Annotated in this window: 20 protein-coding genes and 1 tRNA gene; 5 read left to right on the top strand and 16 right to left on the bottom strand. The window is 65.4% G+C overall.

What is annotated here, in order from left to right; all coding sequences use genetic code 11:
- Window positions 1–24 precede the first annotated feature (24 nt).
- Together NX774_RS18255 and NX774_RS18250 are read right to left on the bottom strand one after the other, a co-directional pair.
- The gene (locus NX774_RS18255) at window positions 25–1,071 is read right to left on the bottom strand and encodes a carbonic anhydrase (RefSeq protein ID WP_258823688.1); all 1,047 of its coding nucleotides are present in this window, start codon (window positions 1,069–1,071) and stop codon (window positions 25–27) included.
- Between the two features lie 64 nt (window positions 1,072–1,135).
- Window positions 1,136–1,780 (bottom strand): VTT domain-containing protein, encoded by a 645-nt coding sequence (locus tag NX774_RS18250; protein WP_258823687.1) that lies wholly within the window; start codon window positions 1,778–1,780, stop codon window positions 1,136–1,138.
- A gap of 183 nt (window positions 1,781–1,963) precedes the next feature.
- Here NX774_RS18250 and NX774_RS18245 point away from each other — a divergent pair, with 183 nt between their 5' ends.
- The 4 genes from NX774_RS18245 to NX774_RS18230 all read left to right on the top strand — a co-directional run bounded on the left by NX774_RS18245 (window position 1,964) and on the right by NX774_RS18230 (window position 6,063).
- Window positions 1,964–2,881 (top strand): peptidylprolyl isomerase, encoded by a 918-nt coding sequence (locus NX774_RS18245; protein WP_258823686.1) that lies wholly within the window; start codon window positions 1,964–1,966, stop codon window positions 2,879–2,881.
- Between the two features lie 181 nt (window positions 2,882–3,062).
- Window positions 3,063–4,952 (top strand): DNA mismatch repair endonuclease MutL, encoded by a 1,890-nt coding sequence (gene mutL, locus NX774_RS18240; RefSeq protein WP_258823685.1) that lies wholly within the window; start codon window positions 3,063–3,065, stop codon window positions 4,950–4,952.
- Window positions 4,949–5,905 (top strand): tRNA (adenosine(37)-N6)-dimethylallyltransferase MiaA, encoded by a 957-nt coding sequence (gene miaA, locus NX774_RS18235; protein WP_258823684.1) that lies wholly within the window; start codon window positions 4,949–4,951, stop codon window positions 5,903–5,905. Before mutL ends, miaA begins: the two co-directional genes overlap by 4 nt.
- A gap of 81 nt (window positions 5,906–5,986) precedes the next feature.
- Window positions 5,987–6,063, top strand: a tRNA-Met gene (locus NX774_RS18230).
- Between the two features lie 1,750 nt (window positions 6,064–7,813).
- On the opposite strand, the gene NX774_RS18225 is transcribed toward NX774_RS18230, so the two are convergent.
- The 10 genes from NX774_RS18225 to NX774_RS18180 form a co-directional block, all read right to left on the bottom strand.
- Window positions 7,814–8,230, bottom strand: a complete 417-nt coding sequence (locus NX774_RS18225; protein ID WP_258823683.1) for a GNAT family N-acetyltransferase — start codon at window positions 8,228–8,230, stop codon at window positions 7,814–7,816.
- 134 nt (window positions 8,231–8,364) lie between these two features.
- Complete coding sequence (locus NX774_RS18220) at window positions 8,365–8,724, bottom strand: c-type cytochrome (protein WP_258823682.1); 360 nt, start codon at window positions 8,722–8,724, stop codon at window positions 8,365–8,367.
- Entirely contained in the window at window positions 8,721–9,647 is a 927-nt protein-coding gene (locus tag NX774_RS18215) for a cytochrome c oxidase assembly protein (protein WP_258823681.1), read from the bottom strand. The genes NX774_RS18220 and NX774_RS18215 overlap by 4 nt, the downstream gene beginning before the upstream one ends.
- Window positions 9,617–9,958, bottom strand: a complete 342-nt coding sequence (locus NX774_RS18210) for a hypothetical protein (RefSeq protein WP_258823680.1) — start codon at window positions 9,956–9,958, stop codon at window positions 9,617–9,619. Before NX774_RS18210 ends, NX774_RS18215 begins: the two co-directional genes overlap by 31 nt.
- 14 nt (window positions 9,959–9,972) lie before the next feature.
- Window positions 9,973–10,599: a cytochrome c oxidase subunit 3 gene (locus tag NX774_RS18205; protein WP_258823679.1), complete on the bottom strand. Its 627-nt coding sequence runs from the start codon at window positions 10,597–10,599 to the stop codon at window positions 9,973–9,975.
- The gene (gene ctaD / locus NX774_RS18200) at window positions 10,596–12,515 is read right to left on the bottom strand and encodes a cytochrome c oxidase subunit I (protein WP_258823678.1); all 1,920 of its coding nucleotides are present in this window, start codon (window positions 12,513–12,515) and stop codon (window positions 10,596–10,598) included. Before ctaD ends, NX774_RS18205 begins: the two co-directional genes overlap by 4 nt.
- Window positions 12,512–13,543 carry a cytochrome c oxidase subunit II gene (gene coxB, locus NX774_RS18195; protein WP_258823677.1) on the bottom strand — a complete coding sequence of 344 codons (1,032 nt, stop codon included), beginning with the start codon at window positions 13,541–13,543 and terminating at the stop codon, window positions 12,512–12,514. The genes ctaD and coxB overlap by 4 nt, the downstream gene beginning before the upstream one ends.
- A gap of 1 nt (window position 13,544) precedes the next feature.
- Window positions 13,545–14,081 (bottom strand): c-type cytochrome, encoded by a 537-nt coding sequence (locus tag NX774_RS18190; protein ID WP_258823676.1) that lies wholly within the window; start codon window positions 14,079–14,081, stop codon window positions 13,545–13,547.
- Window positions 14,078–14,911 (bottom strand): quinoprotein dehydrogenase-associated putative ABC transporter substrate-binding protein, encoded by an 834-nt coding sequence (locus NX774_RS18185; protein ID WP_258823675.1) that lies wholly within the window; start codon window positions 14,909–14,911, stop codon window positions 14,078–14,080. The genes NX774_RS18190 and NX774_RS18185 overlap by 4 nt, the downstream gene beginning before the upstream one ends.
- Window positions 14,892–16,667: a methanol/ethanol family PQQ-dependent dehydrogenase gene (locus NX774_RS18180; protein ID WP_258823674.1), complete on the bottom strand. Its 1,776-nt coding sequence runs from the start codon at window positions 16,665–16,667 to the stop codon at window positions 14,892–14,894. Before NX774_RS18180 ends, NX774_RS18185 begins: the two co-directional genes overlap by 20 nt.
- Window positions 16,668–16,830: 163 nt before the next feature.
- Between NX774_RS18180 and NX774_RS18175 the strand changes: the two genes are divergently transcribed.
- Window positions 16,831–17,772, top strand: coding sequence for a beta-propeller fold lactonase family protein (locus tag NX774_RS18175; RefSeq protein WP_258823673.1), 942 nt, complete (start codon window positions 16,831–16,833; stop codon window positions 17,770–17,772).
- Here NX774_RS18175 and NX774_RS18170 read toward each other — a convergent pair.
- Genes NX774_RS18170 through NX774_RS18155 form a run of 4 tightly spaced genes read right to left on the bottom strand, consistent with a single transcriptional unit; the run spans window position 17,769 to window position 22,554 of the window.
- On the bottom strand, window positions 17,769–19,037 hold the full coding sequence (locus NX774_RS18170; protein WP_258823672.1) for a DUF445 domain-containing protein: 1,269 nt from the start codon (window positions 19,035–19,037) through the stop codon (window positions 17,769–17,771). The two genes, NX774_RS18175 and NX774_RS18170, sit on opposite strands and share 4 nt — an antisense overlap.
- 36 nt (window positions 19,038–19,073) lie before the next feature.
- A complete protein-coding gene (locus NX774_RS18165; RefSeq protein ID WP_258823671.1) occupies window positions 19,074–20,216 on the bottom strand; it encodes a CaiB/BaiF CoA transferase family protein in 1,143 nt (380 codons plus the stop codon).
- An 8-nt stretch (window positions 20,217–20,224) separates the two neighbouring features.
- Entirely contained in the window at window positions 20,225–21,373 is a 1,149-nt protein-coding gene (locus tag NX774_RS18160) for an acyl-CoA dehydrogenase family protein (RefSeq protein WP_258823670.1), read from the bottom strand.
- Window positions 21,370–22,554 carry a lipid-transfer protein gene (locus NX774_RS18155; protein ID WP_258823669.1) on the bottom strand — a complete coding sequence of 395 codons (1,185 nt, stop codon included), beginning with the start codon at window positions 22,552–22,554 and terminating at the stop codon, window positions 21,370–21,372. The genes NX774_RS18160 and NX774_RS18155 overlap by 4 nt, the downstream gene beginning before the upstream one ends.
- Window positions 22,555–22,846 lie beyond the last annotated feature (292 nt).

Below are 22,846 nucleotides of genomic sequence, written 5' to 3'. Positions count from 1 at the left end.
TTCCCCCTGTCGCCCGCTGGCCGCTCAGTTCGATTCCTTGATCACCCGACCAAAGCCCGGCTGCACCGGCCGCGCGTTGAGCGGGTACAGGCGCGAAAACAACGCCATCTGCTCGGGGGAGGCCTGCATCTTCTGTTTCATCACCAGGTACAACACGTTTTCGGTGCAGGGCGGCGTGGTGAGCGACCCCATGTAGGTGTAGTACTCGCGGTGCTCGGGCAGCGCGTCGTTCGGGTTGATCACGATCGACGGCGCCACCACCGCATTCTTTTCGAGCGGCAGGTTGTTCCAGACCGTCTGGATCAGGTTGTGCTGCTTGCCGCGTTCGAGCAGCACCGCCACCACGGCCAGCGATCCTTGCACGCTCTTGTGCACCAGGTGCATGACCATCTCGGTGCCGCGGCCGTTGATGCGCTCCTCTGACGGGCGGTGGAAGTGGAAGCCCTGCAGCTCGTAGGTTTCGTTGGCAACGTTGATGAAGTTGCCCGGCTCTACGCTCACGTCGATGGTGTGGCCATTGTCGATCTCGCGGAACGACGACGGGCGGTAATCGAAGCTGATCTGCTCCAGGTCCACCTTGATGCCGTCGCGGATGTCGATCGGCGACTGGCGCTTGCCACCTGCGCACTTGGCCCATTCCACGTTCATCGCGGACCAGTTGGCCGGGCCTGTTTCGCCTTCGTAGCTCCAGTCGGTACGGTGGCGCCTGGCCTCGGCGGCGGCGGCCGCAGCCAGCTCTTCCTGGCGGCGCCTGGCGTCGGCCGCTTTGCGCGCCTTGGCCGCGGCGACCACGCGCGCCTTCTGGCGGGCTCGCATTTCGGCAAGGCGCTCGGCAATCTTCTGCGACAGTTCCAGCTCGGCCTGCTCTTCCTTGGCACGCTGGGCAGCGGCCGACATCGGCGGGACGTAGGTCGGCTTGGCCGCCGGCACGGGCGGGACGTAGGCCGGCTTGACCGCCGTGGTCGCGGCGGCGCCCGACGCGGCAGGCGTGCCGGCGGCAGGAGCGGATTCGTTCGCGCTTGCCGTCAACATGACAAGGCAGCCCGCGAACAGGGCGGTCAGGTGGCGCATGGAATGGCTTTGTTAGGCTTTACCCCTACTTAACGGCGGGGCACGGCCAAAACTTGAGCCAAACTTAGCGGCTCAGCATTCTCCGGCCGACTTTGTAGATGCCACCGAGGGCCAGCGGCACCATGGCCGCACCCACGCCGACCAGCACGATCGCGGTCAGGTGGTCGCGCACGACCGGGATATTGCCGAAGAAATAACCGCCGGTGACGAGGCTGACCACCCAGGCGGCGGCGCCGGCAAAGTTAAACAGCTGGAAGCGCGCCAGCGTCATGTCCGACACGCCGGCCACGAACGGGGCAAAGGTGCGCACCACCGGCACGAAGCGCGCCAGGATGATGGTCTTGCCGCCATGCTTTTCGAAAAATTCATGGGTGCGGCGCAGGGCATCCTTGTTGATCCAGCGGTAGTCGTGGGTGAACACGCGTTGCCCGATGGCCTCGCCGATCCAGTAATTGAGGGTATTGCCCGTCACCGCCGCGGTGATCAGGAGCGCAATGAGCAGCGGATAGCTCATCTCGCCGGTGGCGGCGAAGGCGCCGGCGATGAACAGCAGGGTGTCGCCGGGGAAGAAGAACAGCACGACCAGGCCGGTCTCGCAGAACACGATGGCAAAGAGCACCGCGTAAACATAGGTTCCGTACTGGGCGAGCAGCGAACCCAGCGTTTTATCGACATGAACAATCATGTCGAAAAATTGCATCAGATCCATAATTTTCCTAAAAGGTAGCGTGGAATCATACCACCAGTCGGGCTCGAGAAATGACTGCTGGCGCAAGCTACGTCAGCAATTTTTGGGGATTGGCAGAAGTAGTTTCCTGAATGTCAGCATTCCCTTTACAATTTGCCGGCGTGAAATAACAAACGACAACGCCCGCGGGCGAAAGGAGACGGCATGGGAGCACCAACGAAGCATCATGTGCTGGCGGGCGCGGTCGGCGCGCTGCTGGCGTTCGGCACGGCGATGGCGGCCGATCCGCCACCCAAGCCGAGCGTGTCGGACATCGTCAAGGCATCCAAGCCGACCGACTGGCGGCCGCTGGACCCGGATAACACGCTCTACATGGAGCTGCCGGCCGGACGCGTGGTGATCGAGCTGGCGCCGGCGTTCGCACCGAACCACGTGCAGAACATCAAGGCGCTGGTGCGCGAGCACTACTTCGACGGGCTGGCCGTGATCCGCTCGCAGGACAACTGGGTGGTGCAGTGGGGTGAGCCGGACGACGTGAAGGAGCACCGGCCGATCAAGACGGCCAAGGCCACGCTCAAGGCCGAGTTCACGGTGCCGATCCAGAACGACAAGCACTTCACGCGCCTGAAGGATTTTGACGGCTACGCACCGCAGGTGGGGCACTCGGACGGCTTCCCGGTCGGGCACGACCCCAAGAAGGGCCAGGCGTGGCTGCTGCACTGCTACGGCATGGTGGCGGTCGCGCGCGACAACGATGCCGACAGCGGCGGCGGCACCCAGCTGTATGTACCGATCGGCCAGGCGCCACGCCACCTGGACCGCAACCTGACCGTGGTCGGGCGTGTCATCTCGGGCATGCCGCTGCTGTCGGTGCTGCCGCGCGGGACCGGGCCGATGGGCTTTTACGAGAAGCCGGAGCAGATGGCGCCCATCAAGTCGATCAAGGTGGCGGCGGACGTGCCAGAGGCCGAGCGCAGCAAGTTCGAGGTGATGCGCACCGAGGCGCCGGTCTACCAGGCGGTGGTCGAGGCCCAGCGCAACCGGGGTGGCCCGTTCACCAAGGTGCCGGCGGGGTATATCGACGTGTGCAACGCGCCGATTCCGGTGCGCGAGCAGAAGTAAAGAAGCTGCCGTTGTAGGGTGGGCAGATTCTGCCCACGCGTTCAACCATCGCAGGCGATACCCGGACGCGTGGAGGATAGCTCGGCAGTGCCCACCCTGCGTGCCATCGAAGCGATGTATTTTGGCCAAACCGCTTTAGCCGGCGTTTTTCCCGACTGCCCAGCAAGCTATAATCCCGCCGATGAACGCCCCCGCCCCTACCCATCGCCCGATCCAGCAGCTGCCTGACCAGCTGATTTCGCAAATCGCCGCCGGCGAGGTGGTGGAGCGGCCATCGGCCGTGGTCAAGGAACTGCTCGAGAACGCGCTCGACGCCGGCGCCACCCAGATCACGGTGCGGCTGGAGGAAGGCGGCGTCAAGCGCATCGCCATCACCGACAACGGCCGCGGCATCCCGCCCGAGGAAATGCCGCTTGCGCTCGCGCGCCACGCGACCTCGAAGATCGCCTCGCTCACCGACCTTGAGAACGTGGGCACGCTCGGTTTTCGCGGCGAAGCGCTGGCCTCGATCGCGTCGGTGGCCGCAGTCTCGATCACCTCGCGCACGCCGGGCGCACCACACGCGTGGGAAATCGTCGGCTCGCACCTGGGATCGGTGTCCCCATCGTCCGGCGCGTTCGGCACCACCATCGACGTGCAGGACCTGTACTTCAACACGCCCGCGCGCCGCAAGTTCCTCAAGTCCGAGCAGACCGAGTACGGCCACTGCGCCGAAGTCGTGCGCCGCATCGCACTCGCGCGGCCGGACGTGTCGTTCACGCTCACCCACAACGGCAAGGCCATCGACCACTGGAACGTGAGCGACATGGCCAAGCGCAGCGCGCACATCGTGGGCAGCGATTTCGCCGAGGCCCGCTTGCCGGTGGACGAAGCGGCCGGGCCGCTGCACCTGCACGGTTTCATCGGCCTGCCCACCGCATCCAAGGCGCGCGCGGACGGCCAGTTCTTCTACGTGAACGGCCGCTTCGTGCGCGACAAACTGCTGCTGCACGCAGTGCGCTCGGCCTACCAGGACGTGCTGCACGGCGACCGCTTCCCGTCCTACGTGCTCTCACTCGACCTGGACCCGGCGCTGGTGGACGTGAACGTGCACCCGTCGAAGATCGAGGTGCGCTTTCGCGACAGCCGCGCCGTGCACCAGTTCGTGTTCCACGCGGTGCAGCGCGCGCTGGCGCACACCTCGGCCACCGCGCACGGCAGCGTGCCGGCGCCGATCACGGCCACCGAAGTGAAGGGCACGGCCAGCGCATGGCAGCGCCCGCACGAGCAGACTTCGTTTGGCGCGCAGCTGACCTCGACCTTCTCGCCGTCGCCCTTCCCGCCCGGCAGCCGCTGGGATGCGCCCGCGCCCGGTGTCGCCCAGCGGACCGAGAGCTATGGCGCGCTGTTCGCCTCGGCCGAATCGGCGAGCGCCGCGCCTGCGTCTGCGCCCGCGCCACTGTCCGCTTCCAGCACGGCCATGCCGGATGAAGAAGAGTACCCGCTCGGCTTCGCGCTCGCCCAGCTGCACGGCATCTACGTGCTGGCGCAGAACCGCAAGGGCCTGGTGCTGGTGGACATGCACGCGGCGCACGAGCGCATCCTGTACGAGCAGCTCAAGAACGCGCTCGACGCGCAGATCGAGGGACGCGAGATGCAGGTGCAGCAGCTCCTGATCCCGATGACCTTCTTTGCCGACGCGGTGGAGGTAGGCACCGCGCACGAGCACCAGGAGACGCTGAAAACGCTGGGTTTCGACATCGCCGTGATGTCGCCGACCACGCTCGCGGTGCGCGCCGTGCCGACGCTGCTCAAGAACGCCGACGCGCAGACGCTGGCGCGCGACGTGCTGCGCGACGTGCGCGAATTCGGCGGCTCGCGCGTGCTGATCGAGCGCCGTAACGAACTGCTCGGCACCCTCGCCTGCCACACGGCCGTGCGCGCCAACCGCATCCTCACCGTACCGGAGATGAACGCGCTGCTGCGCCAGATGGAAGCGACCGAGCGCGCCGACCAGTGCAACCACGGGCGCCCGACCTGGGTCCAACTCGACATCTCGGCACTGGACAAGCTTTTCCTGCGCGGGCAATGAATACTGCGAGCCGCAAACCGCTGGCGGTGGCCATCATGGGGCCGACCGCGTCCGGCAAGACCGCTGCCGCGCTGGCGATCGCGCGCGAGCGGCCGGTCGAGATCATCTCGGTCGACTCGGCGCTGGTGTATCGCGGCATGGACATCGGCACCGCCAAGCCCACGGCCGAGGAACTGGCGGCCGTGCCGCACCACCTGATCGACATCATCGAGCCGACCGAAGCGTATTCGGTGGCGCAGTTTCGCGCCGATACCCTGCGGCTGGTGGACGAGATCAGCGCGCGCGGCGCCCTGCCGCTGCTGGTCGGCGGCACGATGATGTACTTCAAAGGGCTGACCGAGGGACTGGACGACCTGCCGACGGCGGACGCGCAGGTGCGCGCGGCGATCGAGGAAGAGGCGGAACGCATCGGCTGGCCTGGGATGCACGAGAAGCTGCGCGCGGTGGATCCGGTGACGGCCGAGCGGCTCAAGCCGAACGACGCGCAGCGCATCAACCGGGCGCTGGAAATCTTTGAACTGTCGGGCAAGCCGATGTCCGAGCTGCTGACCGGGCGCGGCAAGCTGGAGCTGCCGTTCGAGCTTGTGTCGTTCGCACTGGAGCCGTCGGACCGCAGCGTGCTGCATGCGCGGATCGCGCTGCGCTTCGACCAGATGCTGGGCGAGCGCGACGACGAAGGCCTGGTGGCCGAGGTGGCGCGGCTGCGCGCGCGCGGCGACCTGACGCCGTCGATGCCGTCGATGCGCTGCGTGGGCTACCGGCAGGCGTGGGAGTATCTGGACGGACGTATCACGCGCGACGCCTTGCGCGAAACGGGTATCATCGCCACCCGGCAGCTGGCCAAGCGCCAACTGACCTGGCTGCGAGCCATGCCCGAGCGGATCGTGGTCGACTGCCTCGGCAGGAACCCGACCGGCGAGCTGCTGGCGCGGATTTCGGGGTTACCGGAATAATATGGTGTAAAATATTTGGCTCGGCTGGTTTCCCCAGCCTTGACACCGCGGGCATGAATCTGGATAATGCTCGTCGTTGCAGGTGATATAGCTCAGTTGGTTAGAGCATAGCATTCATAATGCTAGGGTCGTTGGTTCAAGTCCAACTATCACCACCAGAATACGAAAGCCGCTGTTCCGAAAGGTTCAGCGGCTTTTTCATTGCGTCCTTGCCTTGGTGTTGCACACAGGTTCGATACATCGCTGGAATTTCCTCATTCGGCCCCGGCAAGAGCACTCTACGGCTCTTCCGCCCAGTCTCGCTTCATCTTCAAACCCTCATCGGTCGATGCTCGTCCAGCGCGGCGGATACAACTGTGCAGTTTTCGAATTCCCCCCCCCGTGGTCCCCGGTCAACAGCGAGCGCTGTACAGCGGCGGTTTCCGCTAATCACGCGCAATGAGCCAGCCTTAGATAAGTGGAATCTGCTCCCGGCGCGGTGAAGAAACCTTTTGACGGAAAGATTGTGCTGGAATACTGTAACGGTGTCCGATAGCGAGGTGTACGAGACCTCCCTATCGGACACTTGGGAGTGTTATACCATCGGCATTGATACGAGGGTGATCATCAGGCACGAGATGATCAACTGCGTACTCAAGGCAATGGAAAACTTCAGTTTGCAGCTTTCGATCGTTATCGTCATAGTGAAGTGATGCTCCAACGTGTGGTTGCACCCGGGGCCGGTCAAACGAACCGGCCCTTTTCTTTCGGGTAGTACTAGTATTGCGCAATTTTTGGCTGATCATCGACTATTTTGGCCACGGTTAAAACGGCTCCTTTTCAAGAGTGACGTGCCGTGAAATGCCGTGATACTCGGTGACACGCAGTGATGCTTGTAGTGGCGAGAAAATGCGAAACCTCCCGTCGCATTTCCGCAACAAAAAATCTACTCGATATGGGGGTCGCTTTGGTTTCAGTGGCCTACAATTTTCGACGAGTGGCTTGATCGGTCGCGACCTTGGTCGCTACGTCCCACTCTGAACCATTGCTGAGTCTCAATGTGAACGATTCTAAGATCAAAGGTACTGTACAAATTTGCGAAGCCGTACTCGCGAAAGCCAGCAACACATTTCCGACTAGCTATCGCACATACTATGGCCATGCCCTGTTCACGAAAGCCGTTCGCCATGGGCAATCGATCATCAGCCTATGCGAGGCAGCAGACCCGTCCAGCAGGAACGCCGAGCTTGACGTTGCCGCTATTTGCATACTAACCCGGTGCATTATGGAGGCACATAATGCGATGGCCTACTTACTTGAACCGGGCATCTCCAAAGACGAATTTGAATTTCGACTTCATCTGTTCAGTCTAAATCACGCAACCGATCTACGAAAGATACATCACCGGTTAGGCATTTCTCCCCGCCCCTTCGGCGATGCGGCAAGGGTCTGGTCCTTGGAAGAGCTGTCCCGAAACACGATCTTTAAGGGGCTAGATGTACCTCATCAGAAGAAACTTCTCCTCGGAGGTTCGCCATACATTCCGCAAAGGTACCGTGGAGATCGACCGCTAAGTAGCACTGTGGAATCGGGTCTATATAATCTCTTCTCCCAAAGTACACATTCGCTTTCGCTCGGACTAACGCCCTTTGTGGGCGGGGGAAATTTGACAGCTGCCGGTACGGAAAACTCGTTCAGACTTGCTGTGCATGCGGCTACCATCTATCTTTCGACTCAAGCGCTAATCTATCTACGCCTAAGGAGTAGAGTGTTTAAATCGTCGTTAAGTCAATGGAAAGACGCTCTCAAGCGATCAAGCGCAACTGAAGGTCTTACCAAACGATTGCGCGAAATAAGCGACGGACTTGAAGAGCTGAGCTGCTAATTGAGCACGAAGTCTCGGACCACCGTCACAGTGCATTGTGATGTTCATTTCAAAACATGTGCCTCACGCTGCTGCTCCGACATTGGCCAGATCATCGCCGACTTCTGGCGCGACCAGCCGAGCTTGAGGTAGAAGTCGTCCTTGCCCACAGCGGCGGTCAGGGTCACGAACTTGTAGCCGGCGAGCTGCTCGCGCAGGTGGTCCACGATCTCGCGTCCCAGCCCCCTGCCCTGGCAGAACGGCTTGACCAACACATCGACCAGCATCGCGTAATAGCAGCCATCGTCCATCGTGCGGCCGAACGCAACCAGTTCCGCGCCCTCGTATAGGAAGATCACATGGCTGCTCTTTTCGAACGCCGCGCGGATCTGCTCCGGCTGGCGCTCACCCCAGCCGACCTCGGCAAACAAGGCTGCGATGGCTTTCCAATCGACGTTTTGCGTGCTGTAGCGCTTTTCCACGGACGGCTCTCCTTCCACGTTAATCCGTGAATTTGAACACAAACCTGTGGTCGTTGCTGGCCGGTCATCCGTTCACACCGTCTATGGATTCCCGCCTTCGCGGGAATGACGGTTTACAGGCTAAGGGATAGAGCTTACTGGCTGTAGAGGTAGGCCGCGATGTCGCGGGCCTGGGCCGGTGTGACGCCAAGTTCAGGCATGGCGGTTTTCGGGTTGATCGCGCGTGGGTGCTCGATCCACTTCATCAGGTTGTCTGCACTGTTGGGCAGCACGCCGGCCACATAACTGCTGTCCTTGATCTCCTTGAGCGAGGGACCGACCTTGCTGTCGGCATGCGCAATGCCCTTGATCTGGTGGCAGCTGGCGCAGCCGAAGCTTTCGATAAGCTGCTGGCCGGCGCGCGGATTGCCGCCGGTGAGCGGTTCAACGGAAGGCGGCTTGCTGCACGCCGCGAGCGATGCCGCCAGCACGATCAGCAGATACGCAGGTTTCATCGATCAGCTCCCATCAACATTGTCGGCCGCCGTTCGGCCAGCCAGCCCGCCATCAAGGCCAGACCTGCGGCCACGTAGGCAAGCCCGCCCGGAATCCACATGATGAGCCCGCCGAGCTGCTGGTCTTCCAGCGCACTCAGCCCGAACGCGTGCCAGGCACTGTCGCCGTAGGCCGGGTACCACACCGATTCCGAAAACGTGAACAGGGCGCCCAGCGCACCGGTGTGCATCATGGTCGAGAACAGCGAGATCATCGCGTGGCCGCGCGCGCCGCTGCCGACCTGCTTGCCCAGCACGGCCCACCAGAACAGCAGCGCGGAGAACAGGAAGCTGGCGTGCTGCAGCGCGTGGATGCCGTTGTTCCTGAGTGCGGCCTGGAAGAAGCCTGGCACGTGCCACATCCACAATGCGGCAAAGTGCAGGATCCAGGCATTGACCGGACGCGTGATCGCGTCCCAGAACAATGAGATCGCCCGCGCGTGCGTGACCGATCCCACACCGGTACGCATCGATGACGGCAGCGCCCACACCCATACGCCAAGCGGCCGCCCGAGCACCATCAAAGGCGCGGCGACGATCATCAGCAATTCGTGCTGCACCATGTGCGCCGAAAAGGCCAGGCTGCCGCCGCCATCGATAGGCGAGGCCAAGGCCAGCGCCAACACCAGCCAGCCGCAGGCGAAGCAGGCAGCCTGGCGCGCAAAGCGAGGGCGCGAGTGGCTCATGCGCGGCCACAGCCTGCGTGCGCCGACGACGTAGAGCATCAGCGACAACGCCAGCAGCGCAAGCACCCACCACTCGGCGCCCCAGCCGAGCGCCTCGCCGGTGGCGTGCTCTTCTTCGACGTCGTGGGCGAACGCGCCGGCGGCTACGAGCCACGGGAGCGGAAGGATCAGCCAATGGCGCATGGCGACAATACCCATTGCGGAAACCACTGTGCGAAGACGACAAGGCTGGACAGCGTGCCGACCATGCCGGCGACGGCCGACATGAAGCGGCCGCGCACCGCCGCGTCGTCCTGCCTTGGCGGAGTGACCGAGCCGCCGCCCTGCGCCAGCCAGTTGCGCCACGCCTGCAAGGTGAGCAGCACGCAGATCGCGAGGATAACCGCCGAGACGATATGCATCGCCACGTCGGACTGGTGCGAGCATTCGGGCGTGGTGAGCGCATAGGTGATCGACAGGTTGGTCAGTGCCAGCGACGGGGCGACCAACAGGGCGGGCCAGTTTGCCATGTTCTCGTCGCGGCTCACAGCCGCGCCCCCCAGTAAACGACAGCGTAAATCGGGATCCAGCTCACCACCACGAAGTACCAGTAAGCCGCGTTCTCGCTCACGTCCACGAAGCGCTTGCCTTCGAGCGGCCCGGTGAACATGAGCACCGTGAGCACCAGCGAATCGTAAAAATCGGTGATCAGGTGGGTGGTGTGCAGCCCCATCAGCATCCACACGGCCGAGCCGTAGGCGTCGCTGTCCCAGCTGGTGTTCAGTGCCTTGAACTCGAACACGCGCAGCACCAGGAAGGCGGTGGCGAACAGCATGCAAACGACCATCCAGACGCGTACCTGCTGCAGGTCGAGCTTTTCGGCGGCACGCTTGGCGAGCCAGTTCGGGATCACGCTGCCCAGCATGATGAAGGTGTTGGCCGTACCCCAGATCAGGTCGGGCGGGAATTGGCTCATCGGCCAGCGGCTGGCGTGGCTGCGCAGGTAGAAGTAGGTCATGACCGCCAGCGCGAACACCGTGCCTTCGATCGCCATCAGGCCCATGGTGCCCCACCACATGGGGCTACGGTGGCTGAAGGCGAAGGTCGGCAGGTGACGCACGTCGAGGGCGTCACCGCTGCGGGTCGAGGTGCGTTCGATCGGCGGGGTCATGGGCGTACCTCCGAGGCCGCGCGCAGTTCGGACGTGCGGCGCTTGGGCCAGAACCAGAACGTGGTGCCGATGGCGACCGGAATCGAGGCCCACACCACGGCCCACGGCGTGAAGATCGAGCCGATGAACAGGATCGTGACCGCCACCGCGGACAGGAAGGGCCAGATCGAGGACGACGGCAGCCACAGGCGGTGATCGAGCTCGGCGTCGTTGACGGAGGTGATCAGCACTTCCCGGTGCTTGTTGGTCAGCCCCGTCACGTGCGACGGCGAGCCCTGCGGCTCCCACAGCGGGTCGCGGCCATGCACAACTGGCATGAGCTCGAAGTTGCCAGCCGGCGGTGGCGATGCCACGGCCCATTCCAGCGTGCCGGCGCCCCACGGGTCGTCGCCCGCCAGTTCGCCGTGGCGCCGGCTCTTGAGCACGTTGATGATGAAGAGCAGGACGCTGATCGCGATCGTGAGCGCGCCGATCGAGGCCAGCAGGTTCATGCCGCCCCAGCCCATCTCTTGGGGATAGGTGTAGATCCGGCGCGGCATGCCTTGCAGGCCGAGGATGTGCATCGGGAAGAAGGTGACGTTAAAGCCGATGAAGAACAGCCAGAAGTTCCAGCGGCCCAGGCGCTCGTCGAGCATGCGCCCGGTGAACTTGGGGAACCAGTAGTAGAAAGCGCCGAACAGCGGGAACACCGCGCCGCCCAGCAGCACGTAGTGCAGGTGGGCGACGACGAAGAAGGTGTCGTGCAGCTGGGTGTCGAGCGCCACCGATGCGAGCATCAGGCCCGTGAGCCCGCCCAGCAGCAGGATCGCAAAAAAGGCGAGCACGAACAGGAGCGGCGTCTTGAAGTGGATACGCCCGGTCCAGAGCGTGGCGATCCAGCAGAAGATCTGCACGCTCGTCGGAATGGCGATCATCAGGCTGGCCGCGGTGAAGAAGGTCTTGCCCAGCTCCGGCAAATTGGTGGCGAACATGTGGTGCACCCACAGGCCGAACGCGAGAAAAGCGGTGGCGATCAGCGCCAGCACCATGGCCGGGTAGCCGACCACCGGGCGGCGCGCAAAGGTGGGGATGATGCTGGAGATGAAGCCGAGCGGCGGAATGAAGATCAGGTACACCTCGGGGTGGCCGAAGAACCAGAACAGGTGCTGCCACAAGAGCGCGTCGCCGCCCTCCCCCGGGTTGAAGAAGTGGGTGCCGACCAGGCGGTCGAGGATCAGCGCGGTGCTGGACAACATCACCGCCGGCATCGCGAACAGCACCATGAACGAGGTCACCAGCATGGTCCACACGAACAGCGGCATGCGGTTCAGGGTCATGCCGGGCGCGCGCATCTTGAGGACCGTGGTGATGATGACGATCGCTTCCATCAGCGCGGCCAGCTCGGTGAAGGTGATCATCTGGGCCCAGAAATCCACCCGTTTGCCGGGCGAGAACTGGGGCCCGGACAGCGGCACGTAGGCGAACCAGCCGGCGTCCGGGCCAATGTCGAGGAAGAAGCCGATGTAGAGCATCAGCCCGCCGAAGGTGAAGATCCAGTACGCGAACGCATTCATGCGCGGGAAGGCGACGCTGCGCGCGCCGATCATCAGCGGCACCAGATAGATCGCCACGGCCTGCATCACCGGCACCGCGAACAGGAACATCATCGTACTGCCGTGCATCGTGAACAGCTGGTTGTAGAAGTCCGGTCCCATCAGTTTGCTGTCGGGGCGGGCCAGCTGCAGCCGCATCAGCGCGGCCAGGATGCCGCCGGCGACAAAAAACGCAAACGTGGTGACCATGAAGCGCGTGCTGATCGTCTTGTGGTTGACGGCCGACAGCCAGCCGATCAGGCCTGGCGGATCGCTCCAGGTCTGCTGCAGCTCGGCCGCTTCGTGTGCCGGCAAGCGCGGCAGGGGCGCGGATACGGTATTCATTTCAGCGTCTCCAGGTAAGCCAGCAAGGCTTGCAGGTCGTCCGGCTCGAGCGCGTTGGACGGCATGTTCACGCCGGGCTTGAGCGATTGCGGGTCCGCGATCCAGCCGCCCAGGTGGCCACGGTTGTTGGGGAACATGCCGGCGGCAATGGTGCTGCGGCCGGCAAGATGGGTCAGGTCGGGGCCGAATTTGCCCTGCGCTTCGGTGCCGCTCACGGTGTGGCACATCACGCAGGTCTTGCCCTGGAAGACCTGCTGGCCGCGCTGGGCGAGCGCATCGGCGGGCGGCGTGGCGGACGCGTTCTGGTGCATCGCCCACGCCTCGTACACCGACGACGGTTCGGCCACCACCAAGAGCGCCATCATCGCGTGCTCCAGGCCGCAGAACTCGGCGCACTGGCTGCGGTAGGTGCCGGGTTTGTCGGCCTGGAAGCGCAGGACCGCGGTGCGCCCCGGGATCAGGTCGCGCTTGCCGTGCAGGTTGGGCACCCACAGCGAGTGGATCACGTCGTTGCTGCGCAGGGTGATCACGACCGGGCGCCCGACCGGGATGTGCAGCTCGTTCGCGGTAACGAAGTTCTTCGACGGATCGTCGTACTGGTAGCGCGCCTCCCACCACCACTGGTGCCCGACCAGCTCGATGTTGACGGCGTCGCGCAGCGGCAGCCGGGCCAGCGCGCGGCTGGTGAACACGTCCGCGGCCAGCAGCGCCAGCAGCCCGACGATCGACACGCCGACACCCCAGCCAACCACGCGGTGCACGCGCCGCTCCGGCTGGGCCAGCGAAGTCATGTCCGGCGCCGTCCGCTGGGGCACCTTGGGTGCGCGCCACAGGGCCACCAGGCAGGCGCCGAGCACCAGCACGAACACGAGCGTGCACAGGCCGAGCGTGAAGTTCCACAGGTCGCCGATGTGGGCAGCCTGCGGGCCGGCCGCGTGCAGCGCATCCTGCGGCGTCGGGGGCGCCGCCGACGCGCTCGCCGCGACCGCCAGCCATAGCGCGATAGCTCGTCCGGTCATGGCTGCCATGTCAATGCTCCACCGCGGGGGTTTGCTCATGGGTCGGCGTCTCCTTCTTGCGGCGTGACTCGGGCTTGCTGGCGGATAGATTGTCGCTGCGCGTGCCGGCCACGTCCTCGCGCAGCTGGCCGCTCATCGAACGCACGTAGGCCACCAGCTGCCAGATCTGGTCTTCCGGCACATGCGCGCCGAACGAGGGCATGCCGTTCGGGCGCCCCTGCGAGATCGAATTGAAGATGCTCTCCGGGTCCGATCCGTAGCGCCACTTGTCATCCATGAGCGGCGGCCCCATGCCGCCGCCACCCTGCCCGTGGCAGCCGGCGCAGTTGTAGGCGCGGAACCACTGTTTTCCCTGCGAGACGGCGAAAGCGTTTTCCTCGTAGCGGTTCTTGACCGGGGCATCGACGCTTGCCCCGTACGAGCGGCCCTGGGTCGAGGATGCGGCCGGCGGCGCCTTGGTCGGGCGCTGCTCGCGGTAGCAGCCCGCCGCCAGCAGCGGCACGGCGAGTGCGCACAACAGCAAAGGATTGATGGCAGGCTGCCTCATGGTTGCGCTCCCCCTGTCTGGTCGGCCACGCGTTGGGGCATGGCCACCGTCGGTACGAAATAGCTGGCCAGGATGGCCTGGACGTCGGCGCGGCGGCGCTGCAGGATCTCGTCGAGCCGGTCGCGCAGCGCCTTGTCGCCCTTGCGCACGCCCATTGCAATCGAAAACTCGAACGGCACCGGCAGCCCGGGCGGCGCGCTCGCCGGCGTGAGCGCGAGCCCCGCGCGGTGGGCAAAGTAGCCGGCCTGCGGCCCCCACACGAGCGCAAGGTCGATCTGGCCCGAGGCCACCGCGTCCACCATGCGCCGCGCCGCCGGGCCGTCGCCATAAAGCGCGTAGCCGCGTACGTTGTCGATGAGGCCAGCCCGGGCCAGCGCGTAGCCGGGCGGGCTGGTGGCCAGGTCGTCGCCGATCAGCTGCACGCCAATGCGCCGGCTGCGCAGCGCCTCTGCATCGAAGCCTTCGAACGGCGTGGTCCCGTTGCGAAACACGGCGACGTAGGTCGAGCGATAGTACGGCCGCGTGGTGAGCACGCGCTCGAACCCGGCCGGCACGCCGATGAACAGGTCGCACTGGCCCGCGCCCATGGTCTTGCGCACGAAGCCGCGGCCCTGCTCCTGCCAGAAGTAGGTGAGCCTGGCCCCCATGTCGTCGGCCACCAGCTGCGCGATGCGGTTCTCGAAACCGGATTGGTCGCGCAGCGAGTACGGCGGGTTGTCCGGGTCGGCGCACACGCGCAGTTCGGGCTGTTCGGCGGCGCATGCGACGCCACAGCCGGCCAGCAGCAGCGCGAACGCCGCGCGCAGCGGTTCAGGGAAGCGCGAAGACATACAGCATGCCTCCCTTGCCGGTGTACTGGGGCAGGTCCTTGGTCACGTTGACGAAGCCGTTGGCCGCGGTGCCGTCGCGCGCGTCCAGCCCGCCCGACACGATCGAGCCGGCCCAGCCGCCCACGCCCGACAGCACCGCGATGTACTGCTTGCCGTCCGGCCCACGGTACGAGACCGGCTGGCCGACGATGCCCGAGCCCACCTTGAACTGCCACAGCGGGGAGCCGCTCTTGGCGTCCACCGCCTTGAACCAGCCATCCATGGTGCCGTAGAAGACCACGTCGCCGCCGGTGGCCAGCGCCCCGCTCCAGACCGGAAAGCGCTCGGGAATCGACCAGCGCTTGCGCCCGGCCGCCACGTCCCAGGCCGTGAACAGGCCGCGGTTGCCGCCCGGGCCGGCGGTCATCTTGTTGTCCACGCCCACGTAGGGGGTGCCGGCGATGTACGAGACGTCGTAGGTGTCGGTGTCCTGGCAGATGTTCTGGTGCGGGATGTAGAGCAGCCCGGTGCGCGGCGACCACGCGGACGGCTGCCAGTCCTTGCCGCCCACCGAAGCCGGGCAAATGTCGCGCACCACCTTGCCCACGCTCGGCTGCTTCTGCGGGTTGTATTTGAGCTTGCCGGTCTTGAGATCGACGCCCTCGGTGGTGGTGATGTGCACGAACGGGTCCGCCGCGAGCACCTGGCCGCTGGCGCGGTCGATCACGTACACGTAGCCGTTGCGGTCCGGGTGCACCAGGATCTTGCGCTGCGCGCCCTTGTACGGGATGTCGAGCAGCACATTTTCGTTGACGCCGTCGTAGTCGTGCAGGTCGTGCGGGCTGAACTGGTAGAACCAACGCGCTGCGCCGTCGTCCGCCTTGCGCGCGAAAATGCCGGCAGTCCACTTGTTGTCGCCGGGGCGCTGCTCCGGGTTCCACGGCCCTGGATTGGCGGTGCCGTAGTAGACCAGGTCGGTTTCGGGATCGTACGACACCCAGCCCCAGACGTTGCCGCCGCCGATCTTCCACGCCTCGGGCGGCCAGCTCTTCACGCCCAGGTCCTTGCCGCGCTCGGACTCGTAATACGGCTTGAAATCGGCGCCGATCAGCACGTCCTTGTCGGGTCCGGTGCTAAAGGCGCGCCACACTTCCTTACCGCTGCCGGCATCGAGGGCGACCAGCCAGCCGCGCACGCCCAGCTCGCCGCCGCTGTTGCCGACCAACACCTTGCCCTTGACCACCAGCGGGGCCATGGTGATGGTTTCGCCCTTCTTGATGTTGCCCAATTGGGTGCGCCAGACTTCCTTGCCGCTGGCGGCATCCACCGCGATGGTCTGGCCGTCCAGCGTGTTCATGAAGATCTTGCCGTCGGCGTAGGCCACGCCACGGTTGACCACGTCGCAGCAGGCCACGCCCTGGGCGGTGGCGTTGGGCTTGGGCTCGAACTTCCATTTCATCGGCGCGCCCGGCTTGGTCAGGTCCAGCGCGTACAGGTAGTTGGGATACGGGGCGACCAGGTACATGGTGTCGTTGACGACCACCGGGGCGGCCTCCTGCCCGGCCTCTACCCCCATCGAAAACGTGAACGCGACCTTGAGATTCTTGACGTTGCCTGGGGTGATCTGCTCGAGCGCGCTGTAGCGTGTGTTGGCGTAATCCTTGGCCGCCATGGGCCACTGGCCGTCGTCCGCCGGCGGGGCGGCCTGCGCGGCCAGCCCGATGGCCGCCAGCGCCGACGCCAACAGCATGAACCTGCGGCAGGGGTTCGACTTCATCGCGTGGCCTCCCGTCCAATTTTGTTATCAATATGATATGTATATCGCATTCCTACAAATGCTGACGCACGGCTGAGGCGGGTATGGCGCCTCATCAATTGCGCGAGGCGAAATCGGCGGATTGGCTATGCTGTGGTCGGCTCATCCATGAGGGAGAAACGACATGAACATGCGAAGTGCAATCGCCGCTGCGTTCCTGTGCGCCGCAACCGGCGCGGCGCTGGCGGCACCGCTGGCCTATGTGCCAAACGAGAAATCGGGCACCGTCAGCGTGATCGACACCGGCACCGACAAGGTGGCGCGCACCATCGGCACCGGCGGCAAGCCGCGCGGGATCGCGATCAGCCCGGATGGCGCCACCCTGTACGTGAGCGACCAGACCGCCAACGCGCTGCTGGTGGTGGAGCTCGTTGGCGGCACGGTGCGCGAGCGCATCGGCCTGGGAGAATCGCCCGAGGGCATCGACCTGTCCAGCGACGGCAGCCTGCTGGCGGCGGCCAGCGAAACCACCAACGGCGTGGTGCTGGTCGAAACCGGCGGCGAGCACCGCAAGTGGACCGTCCAGGTGCCAGGCAAGAACCCCGAACACACGGCATTCAGCCCGGACGGGCGCTGGGTGCTGGTGGGCGCGGAGGATGGCGCGCAGGTGGACATCGTGGACGTGGCGCAGAAGAAGGTGGCGGGCTCGGTGGCGGTGGGCAAACGCCCGCGCGGCATCGGCTTTGCGCCGGACGGGAAGACGGCTTACGTAGCCTGCGAGCTGGACGGCACCCTGTACGCGATCGACATGGCCACCCGCAGCGCCACGCCGTTCAAGGCCGGCCCGTTCTCCAATGGCGTGACGGTGTCGCCGGATGGCGCGAAGGTGTACGTGTCCAGCGGGCGCGGCGCGCGCGTCGATGTGTTCGATGCGGCCAGCCGGCGCTTCGTGGCGTCGATCCAGGTCGGCGAGCGTCCCTGGAACATGGCGATCACGCCCGACGGCAAGAAGCTGTATGTGGCCAACGGCCGTTCCGGCACGGTTTCGGTCATCGACACGGCCACCAACAAGCGCGTGGCGGACGTGAAGGTGGACGAGCTGCCCTGGGGCGTGGCGATCCGCTAGGCCAGCAGCTGGCGGGCGTGCGACAGCAGGTACAGCAGCACGCCAATCAGCCCGCCGACCACGGTGCCGTTGATGCGGATGTACTGCAGGTCCTTGCCGATGTTGAGCTCGACCTGCTCCGACATCTCGCGGCTGTCCCAGTTCTTCACCGTGTCGGCGATGTGGCGCGTCAGGAAGGCGGCGAATTCGGGCGCCGCGCCGCGCGATGCCGCTTCCAGGCTGTCGTTGAGCGAGCGGCGCAGTCCCGGGTCCTCGGCCAGCATCCGCCCGACCCAGGCGCCGGTTGCGGCCACCCGGCGCGCGAGCTGCGAGTCCGCGCTGTCCAGATCGCGCTTGAGCCACGCTTTCAGGTCGTGCCACAGCGACTTGAGGTAGGCGTTGAGCGTTTCGTCTTCCAGCAGGTAGCGCTTGATCTCCTCGCCCTTCTGCAAAAACGCCTCGTCGGTCTTGAGTCGTTCGATGAACTCGTGCGCGAAACTGTCGAAGCGCTGGCGCAGCGGATGCGCGCGGTCCTCGCTCACCCGCTCGAGGATGCCGGCGGCCAGCCGCACCGCGATGTCGGCGCCTTTACGGCCGATCATCTCGGACGGCAGCATGCGTTCGATGAAGGCGTATTCCTCGCGCAGCCAGTCCACGATGCCTTGGGCGATGTAGCCCTGCGTCTCCTCGTTCTGCAGCAGCTTGGCCAGCTGCTCGATCGCTTCGTCGAGCAGCTGCTGGTGGCGGCCTTCGCGCGTGAGGCTTTCGAGCACCGTGCCGGCAGAGCGCGACAGGTCCACCTGCCCCACCATCGTGTGCACTGCCCTGGCCATGAAGTTCTGCACCGCCGCGTCTTCGGTGAAGTCGAGCGCCCACGCCGCCGCCTTGGTGACGTAGGTGCCTACGCGCTCGGTGTTCGCGGGCTGGACCAGCCAGTCGGCCACCTTCTGTGCGGGGTCGTGCTTGTGGATCAGGCCGACGATCGATTCGGTGTCGAGGAACTTGTCGCGCACGAAGGCGGCCAGGTTGTCGGCGATCTTGTCCTTGTTGGCGGGGATGATCTCGGTGTGGCGCGACACCAGCGGAATGGGCACGCGCCGGAACAGCGCCACCACCGCGAACCAGTCGGCCAGCGCGCCGACCATGGCGGCCTCGGAAAAGGCCTTGAGCAGTTCGGACCACCACGCCACCGGCAGCGCCAGCGACACCGCGAACAGGGCCGCCGCGCCGCAGAAAAACAGCAGCGCGAGGTTCTTCGATTGGCGCAGTTCACGTTCCTTGGTCATGCGAGACGATTCTAGCTCAGGTGCTCGCAAGCCATGCTATATGAGTTTAGCCGCCCTCAGCGTTTCGATTGACTCGGCCGGCACGTCCCAGGCCTTGAGGATGGCGGCGCCGTCCTCCGCCGCGAGCGGCTGGGCGGGGCCGGCCGGGGTGCGCGAAAAGCGCGGCGCCGGGGCGGGCTGGGTCACGCCGTCCACCTGCATGAAGGTGCCGCGTTCCCGGTTGTGCGGGTGGTCCGGCGCTTCGGCCATGTCCAGCACGGGCGCAAAGCAGGCGTCCGAGCCTTCCAGCAGCTTGCACCACTCGTCGCGGGTGCGGGTCTTGAACAGGGCGGCGAACTTGTCCTTCAGGCGCGGCCAGTCGCGCTGGCTCCACTGGTTGGCAAAAGCCGGGTCCTCGGCGCGCGCCAGCGCCAGCAGTTGTTCGTAGAACTGCGGCTCGATCGCGCCCACCGCGACGAATTTGCCGTCCGCGCAAGCATAGGTGTCGTAGAAAGGCGCGCCACCATCGAGCACGTTGGCCTCGCGCGCGCTTCCCCACATGCCGCAGGCACGCAGGCCGTACATCATCGCGCCCAGCAGCGCAGCGCCGTCGACCATGGCAGCGTCCACCACCTGCCCCTTGCCCGACTGGCGCGCTTCGAGCACCGCGCAGACGACGCCGAACGCGAGCAGCATGCCGCCGCCGCCAAAGTCGCCGACGAGGTTGAGCGGCGGCGCGGGCGGCGTGCCGGCCCTGCCCATCGCGTGCAGCATGCCGGACAGGGCGATGTAGTTGATGTCGTGGCCGGCGGCGTGCGCGAGCGGCCCGTCCTGGCCCCAGCCGGTGATGCGGCCGTACACCAGCTTCGGGTTGCGCGCCTGGCACACGTCCGGGCCCAGGCCAAGGCGCTCCATCACGCCGGGACGGTAACCCTCCAGCAGCACGTCGGCCTTGTCCACCAATTGCAGCAGTGCGTCCTTGGCCTCGGGGCGCTTCAAGTCCAGCGCCAGCGAACGGCGGCCGCGCGCCATCACGTCGTATTTGGTGCCGAGCATGGGGAACACGTCCTTCACGTGCGCGCCCTTGCGGTCGATGCGGATCACGTCCGCGCCCATGTCGGCCAACATCATCGCCGCGAACGGACACGGGCCAAGGCCCACCATTTCGATCACGCGCAGTCCTGCGAGCGGTCCGGCCATGCTGCCTCCTATAGCGAGCGGGCGATGATCTCTTTCATGATCTCGTTCGCCCCGCCGTAAATGCGCTGCACGCGCGCGTCCACGTACATCTGCGCGATCGGATATTCGAGCATGTAGCCATAGCCGCCGAAGAGCTGCACGCACTGGTCCACCACCTTGCACTGCAGGTCGGTGATCCAGTACTTGGCCATGGAGGCGCGCACCGTGTCCATGCGCCCTGCCATCATGTCCTCGATGCAGCGGTCGAGGAAGACGCGGGCGACCGTGGCCTCGGTCTTGATCTCGGCCAGCGCAAAGCGCGTGTTCTGCATGTCGATCAGGGCCTGGCCGAACGCCTTGCGCTCGCGCGCGTGCGCCACCGTCAGCTCCAGCGCGCGCTCGATCGAGGCCACGCCGACAATCGCCACCAGCGTGCGCTCGTACGGCAGCTCGGTCATCAGCTGGACGAAGCCCTTGCCCTCTTCACCACCCAGCACGTTTTCAAGCGGGACGTGGGCGTCGTCGAAGAACAGCTCGCAGGTGTCCTGGCCCTTCTGCCCGACCTTCTCGAGGATGCGGCCGACGCGAAAGCCCGGATTGTCGCGCGTTTCCAGCAGCATCAGCGAGATGCCCTTGGCGCCGGCGGCCGGCTCGGTCTTGGCCACCACCAGCACCAGGTCGGCCAGGTAGCCGTTCGAGATGAAGGTCTTGGAGCCGTTCACGCGGTAGCCGTTAGCGCCCTTGACCGCCGTGGTGCGAATGCCTTTGAGGTCGGAGCCGGCGCCGGGTTCGGACATCGCAATGGCCGCGACCATCTCGCCGCTGGCCAGCTTGGGCAGGTACTTGCGCTTCTGTTCTTCCGTGCCCTGGTTGAGCAGGTAGTGCGCGACGATGGCATGCACGTGCAGGCCAAAGTTCATGTCGCCGGCGTAGGCCAGCTCCTCGAACACCACGGCCATGTGCGCAAAGCTGCCGCCCGAGCCGCCGTACTCTTCGGGAATGTCGGCCAGCAGCAGGCCCATGTCGCCGGCCTTGTTCCACAGGTCGCGGTCCACATGCTGCTGCTCGCGCCAGCGCTCCTGGTGCGGCGCGATCTCGTGCGCGACAAAGCGGCGCACCGCATCGCGAAAGCCTTCCAGCTCCGCCGTCATCCACGGCGAATCGATGATCGCTTTCATGCGCGCTGGTACAGCGTGACGACGCAGGCCCCGCCCAGCCCCAGGTTGTGCTGCAGGGCCAGGCGCGCGTCCTCGACCTGGCGCGCGCCGGCGCTGCCGCGCAGCTGGTGCGTCAGTTCAAAGCACTGGGCCAGGCCGGTGGCGCCCAGCGGGTGCCCCTTGGACAGCAGGCCACCCGACGGGTTGGTGACGACCTTGCCGCCATAGGTGTTGTCGCCGTCGCGGATGAACTTGTCGGCGCCGCCTTCCGGGCACAGGCCAAGCGCCTCGTAGGTGATCAGCTCGTTGTGCGCGAAGCAGTCGTGCAGTTCGACCACGTCGATGTCGTCCGCGCCGATGCCGGCCTGTTCGTACACCTTGGCGGCGGCCTCGCGGCTCATGTCGTAGCCGACCAGGCGCATCATGTCGTTCGATTCGAAGGTGCTTGGGCGGTCGGTGGTCATGGCCTGCGCGGCAATGAACACGTCCTTCTTCAGGCCGCGTTTGGCGGCAAATTCCTCGGACACCAGCACCGCTGCGGCGGCGCCGCAGGTGGGAGGGCAGGCCATCAAGCGCGTCATCACGCCCGGCCAGATCACCGGCGCGTCCATCACGTCCTGCGTGCTCACCTCCTTGCGGAACAGCGCCAGCGGGTTGTTCACGGCGTGGCGGCTGGCCTTGGCGCGGATCATCGCGAACGCCTCCAGCGGCGTGCCGTACTTTTCCATGTGCGCCAGGCCCGCGCCGCCAAAGTAGCGCAGCGCCAGCGGGATCTCGGGCTTGCCGACCAGGCGGTCGGTCACGGCGTCGAAGTCGTCGAACGGGGTGGGACGGTCGGTGAAGACCGAGGCCAGTGCGCCCGGGCTCATCTGCTCGAAGCCGAGCACCAGCACGCAGTCGGCCGCGCCGCTGGCCACCGCCTGGCGCGCTAGGAACAGCGCGGTCGAGCCGGTCGAGCAGTTGTTGTTGACGTTGACGATGGGGATGCCGGTCATGCCGACCGGATACAGGGCCTTCTGGCCGCAAGTCGAGTCGCCGTACACGTAGCCGACGTAAGCCTGCTCGATGTCATCGTAGGACAGGCCGGCATCGTGCAGCGCGGCGCGGGCGGCCTGTGCGCCCATCTCGTGGTACGGGGCGCTGGCGCCCGGTTTGGCGAACGGGATCATGCCCACGCCGGTTACGAAAGCTCTGCGGCTCATTGTCTCCTCCTCCCGGATCAGGTCTCTTGACCAATCGGACCATTATAGGTCGGTCAACTGATCGCGGATTAGAGGACGGCGTCTAGTTGGAACTTTCTTGCGCTGGCTCGTCTGGCGACGAACGCTCTTTCAGTGCGGCATTGATCTCGGGGAATTACGAACTCTGCCTCGTCGTCCCCGCGCAGGCGGGGATCCATAGACCGCCTGCAGGCAAGCTCAGTATGGGTTCCCGCCTTCGCGGGAACGACGGACATAGGTCAACACTTAACACAAACAGCGCGAACGAAAAGGC

It is taken from the genome of Massilia agilis (assembly GCF_024756255.1).
Classification (GTDB): Bacteria; Pseudomonadota; Gammaproteobacteria; order Burkholderiales; family Burkholderiaceae_D; genus Telluria; species Telluria agilis.
This window is presented reverse-complemented; position numbering and strand designations above follow the sequence as displayed.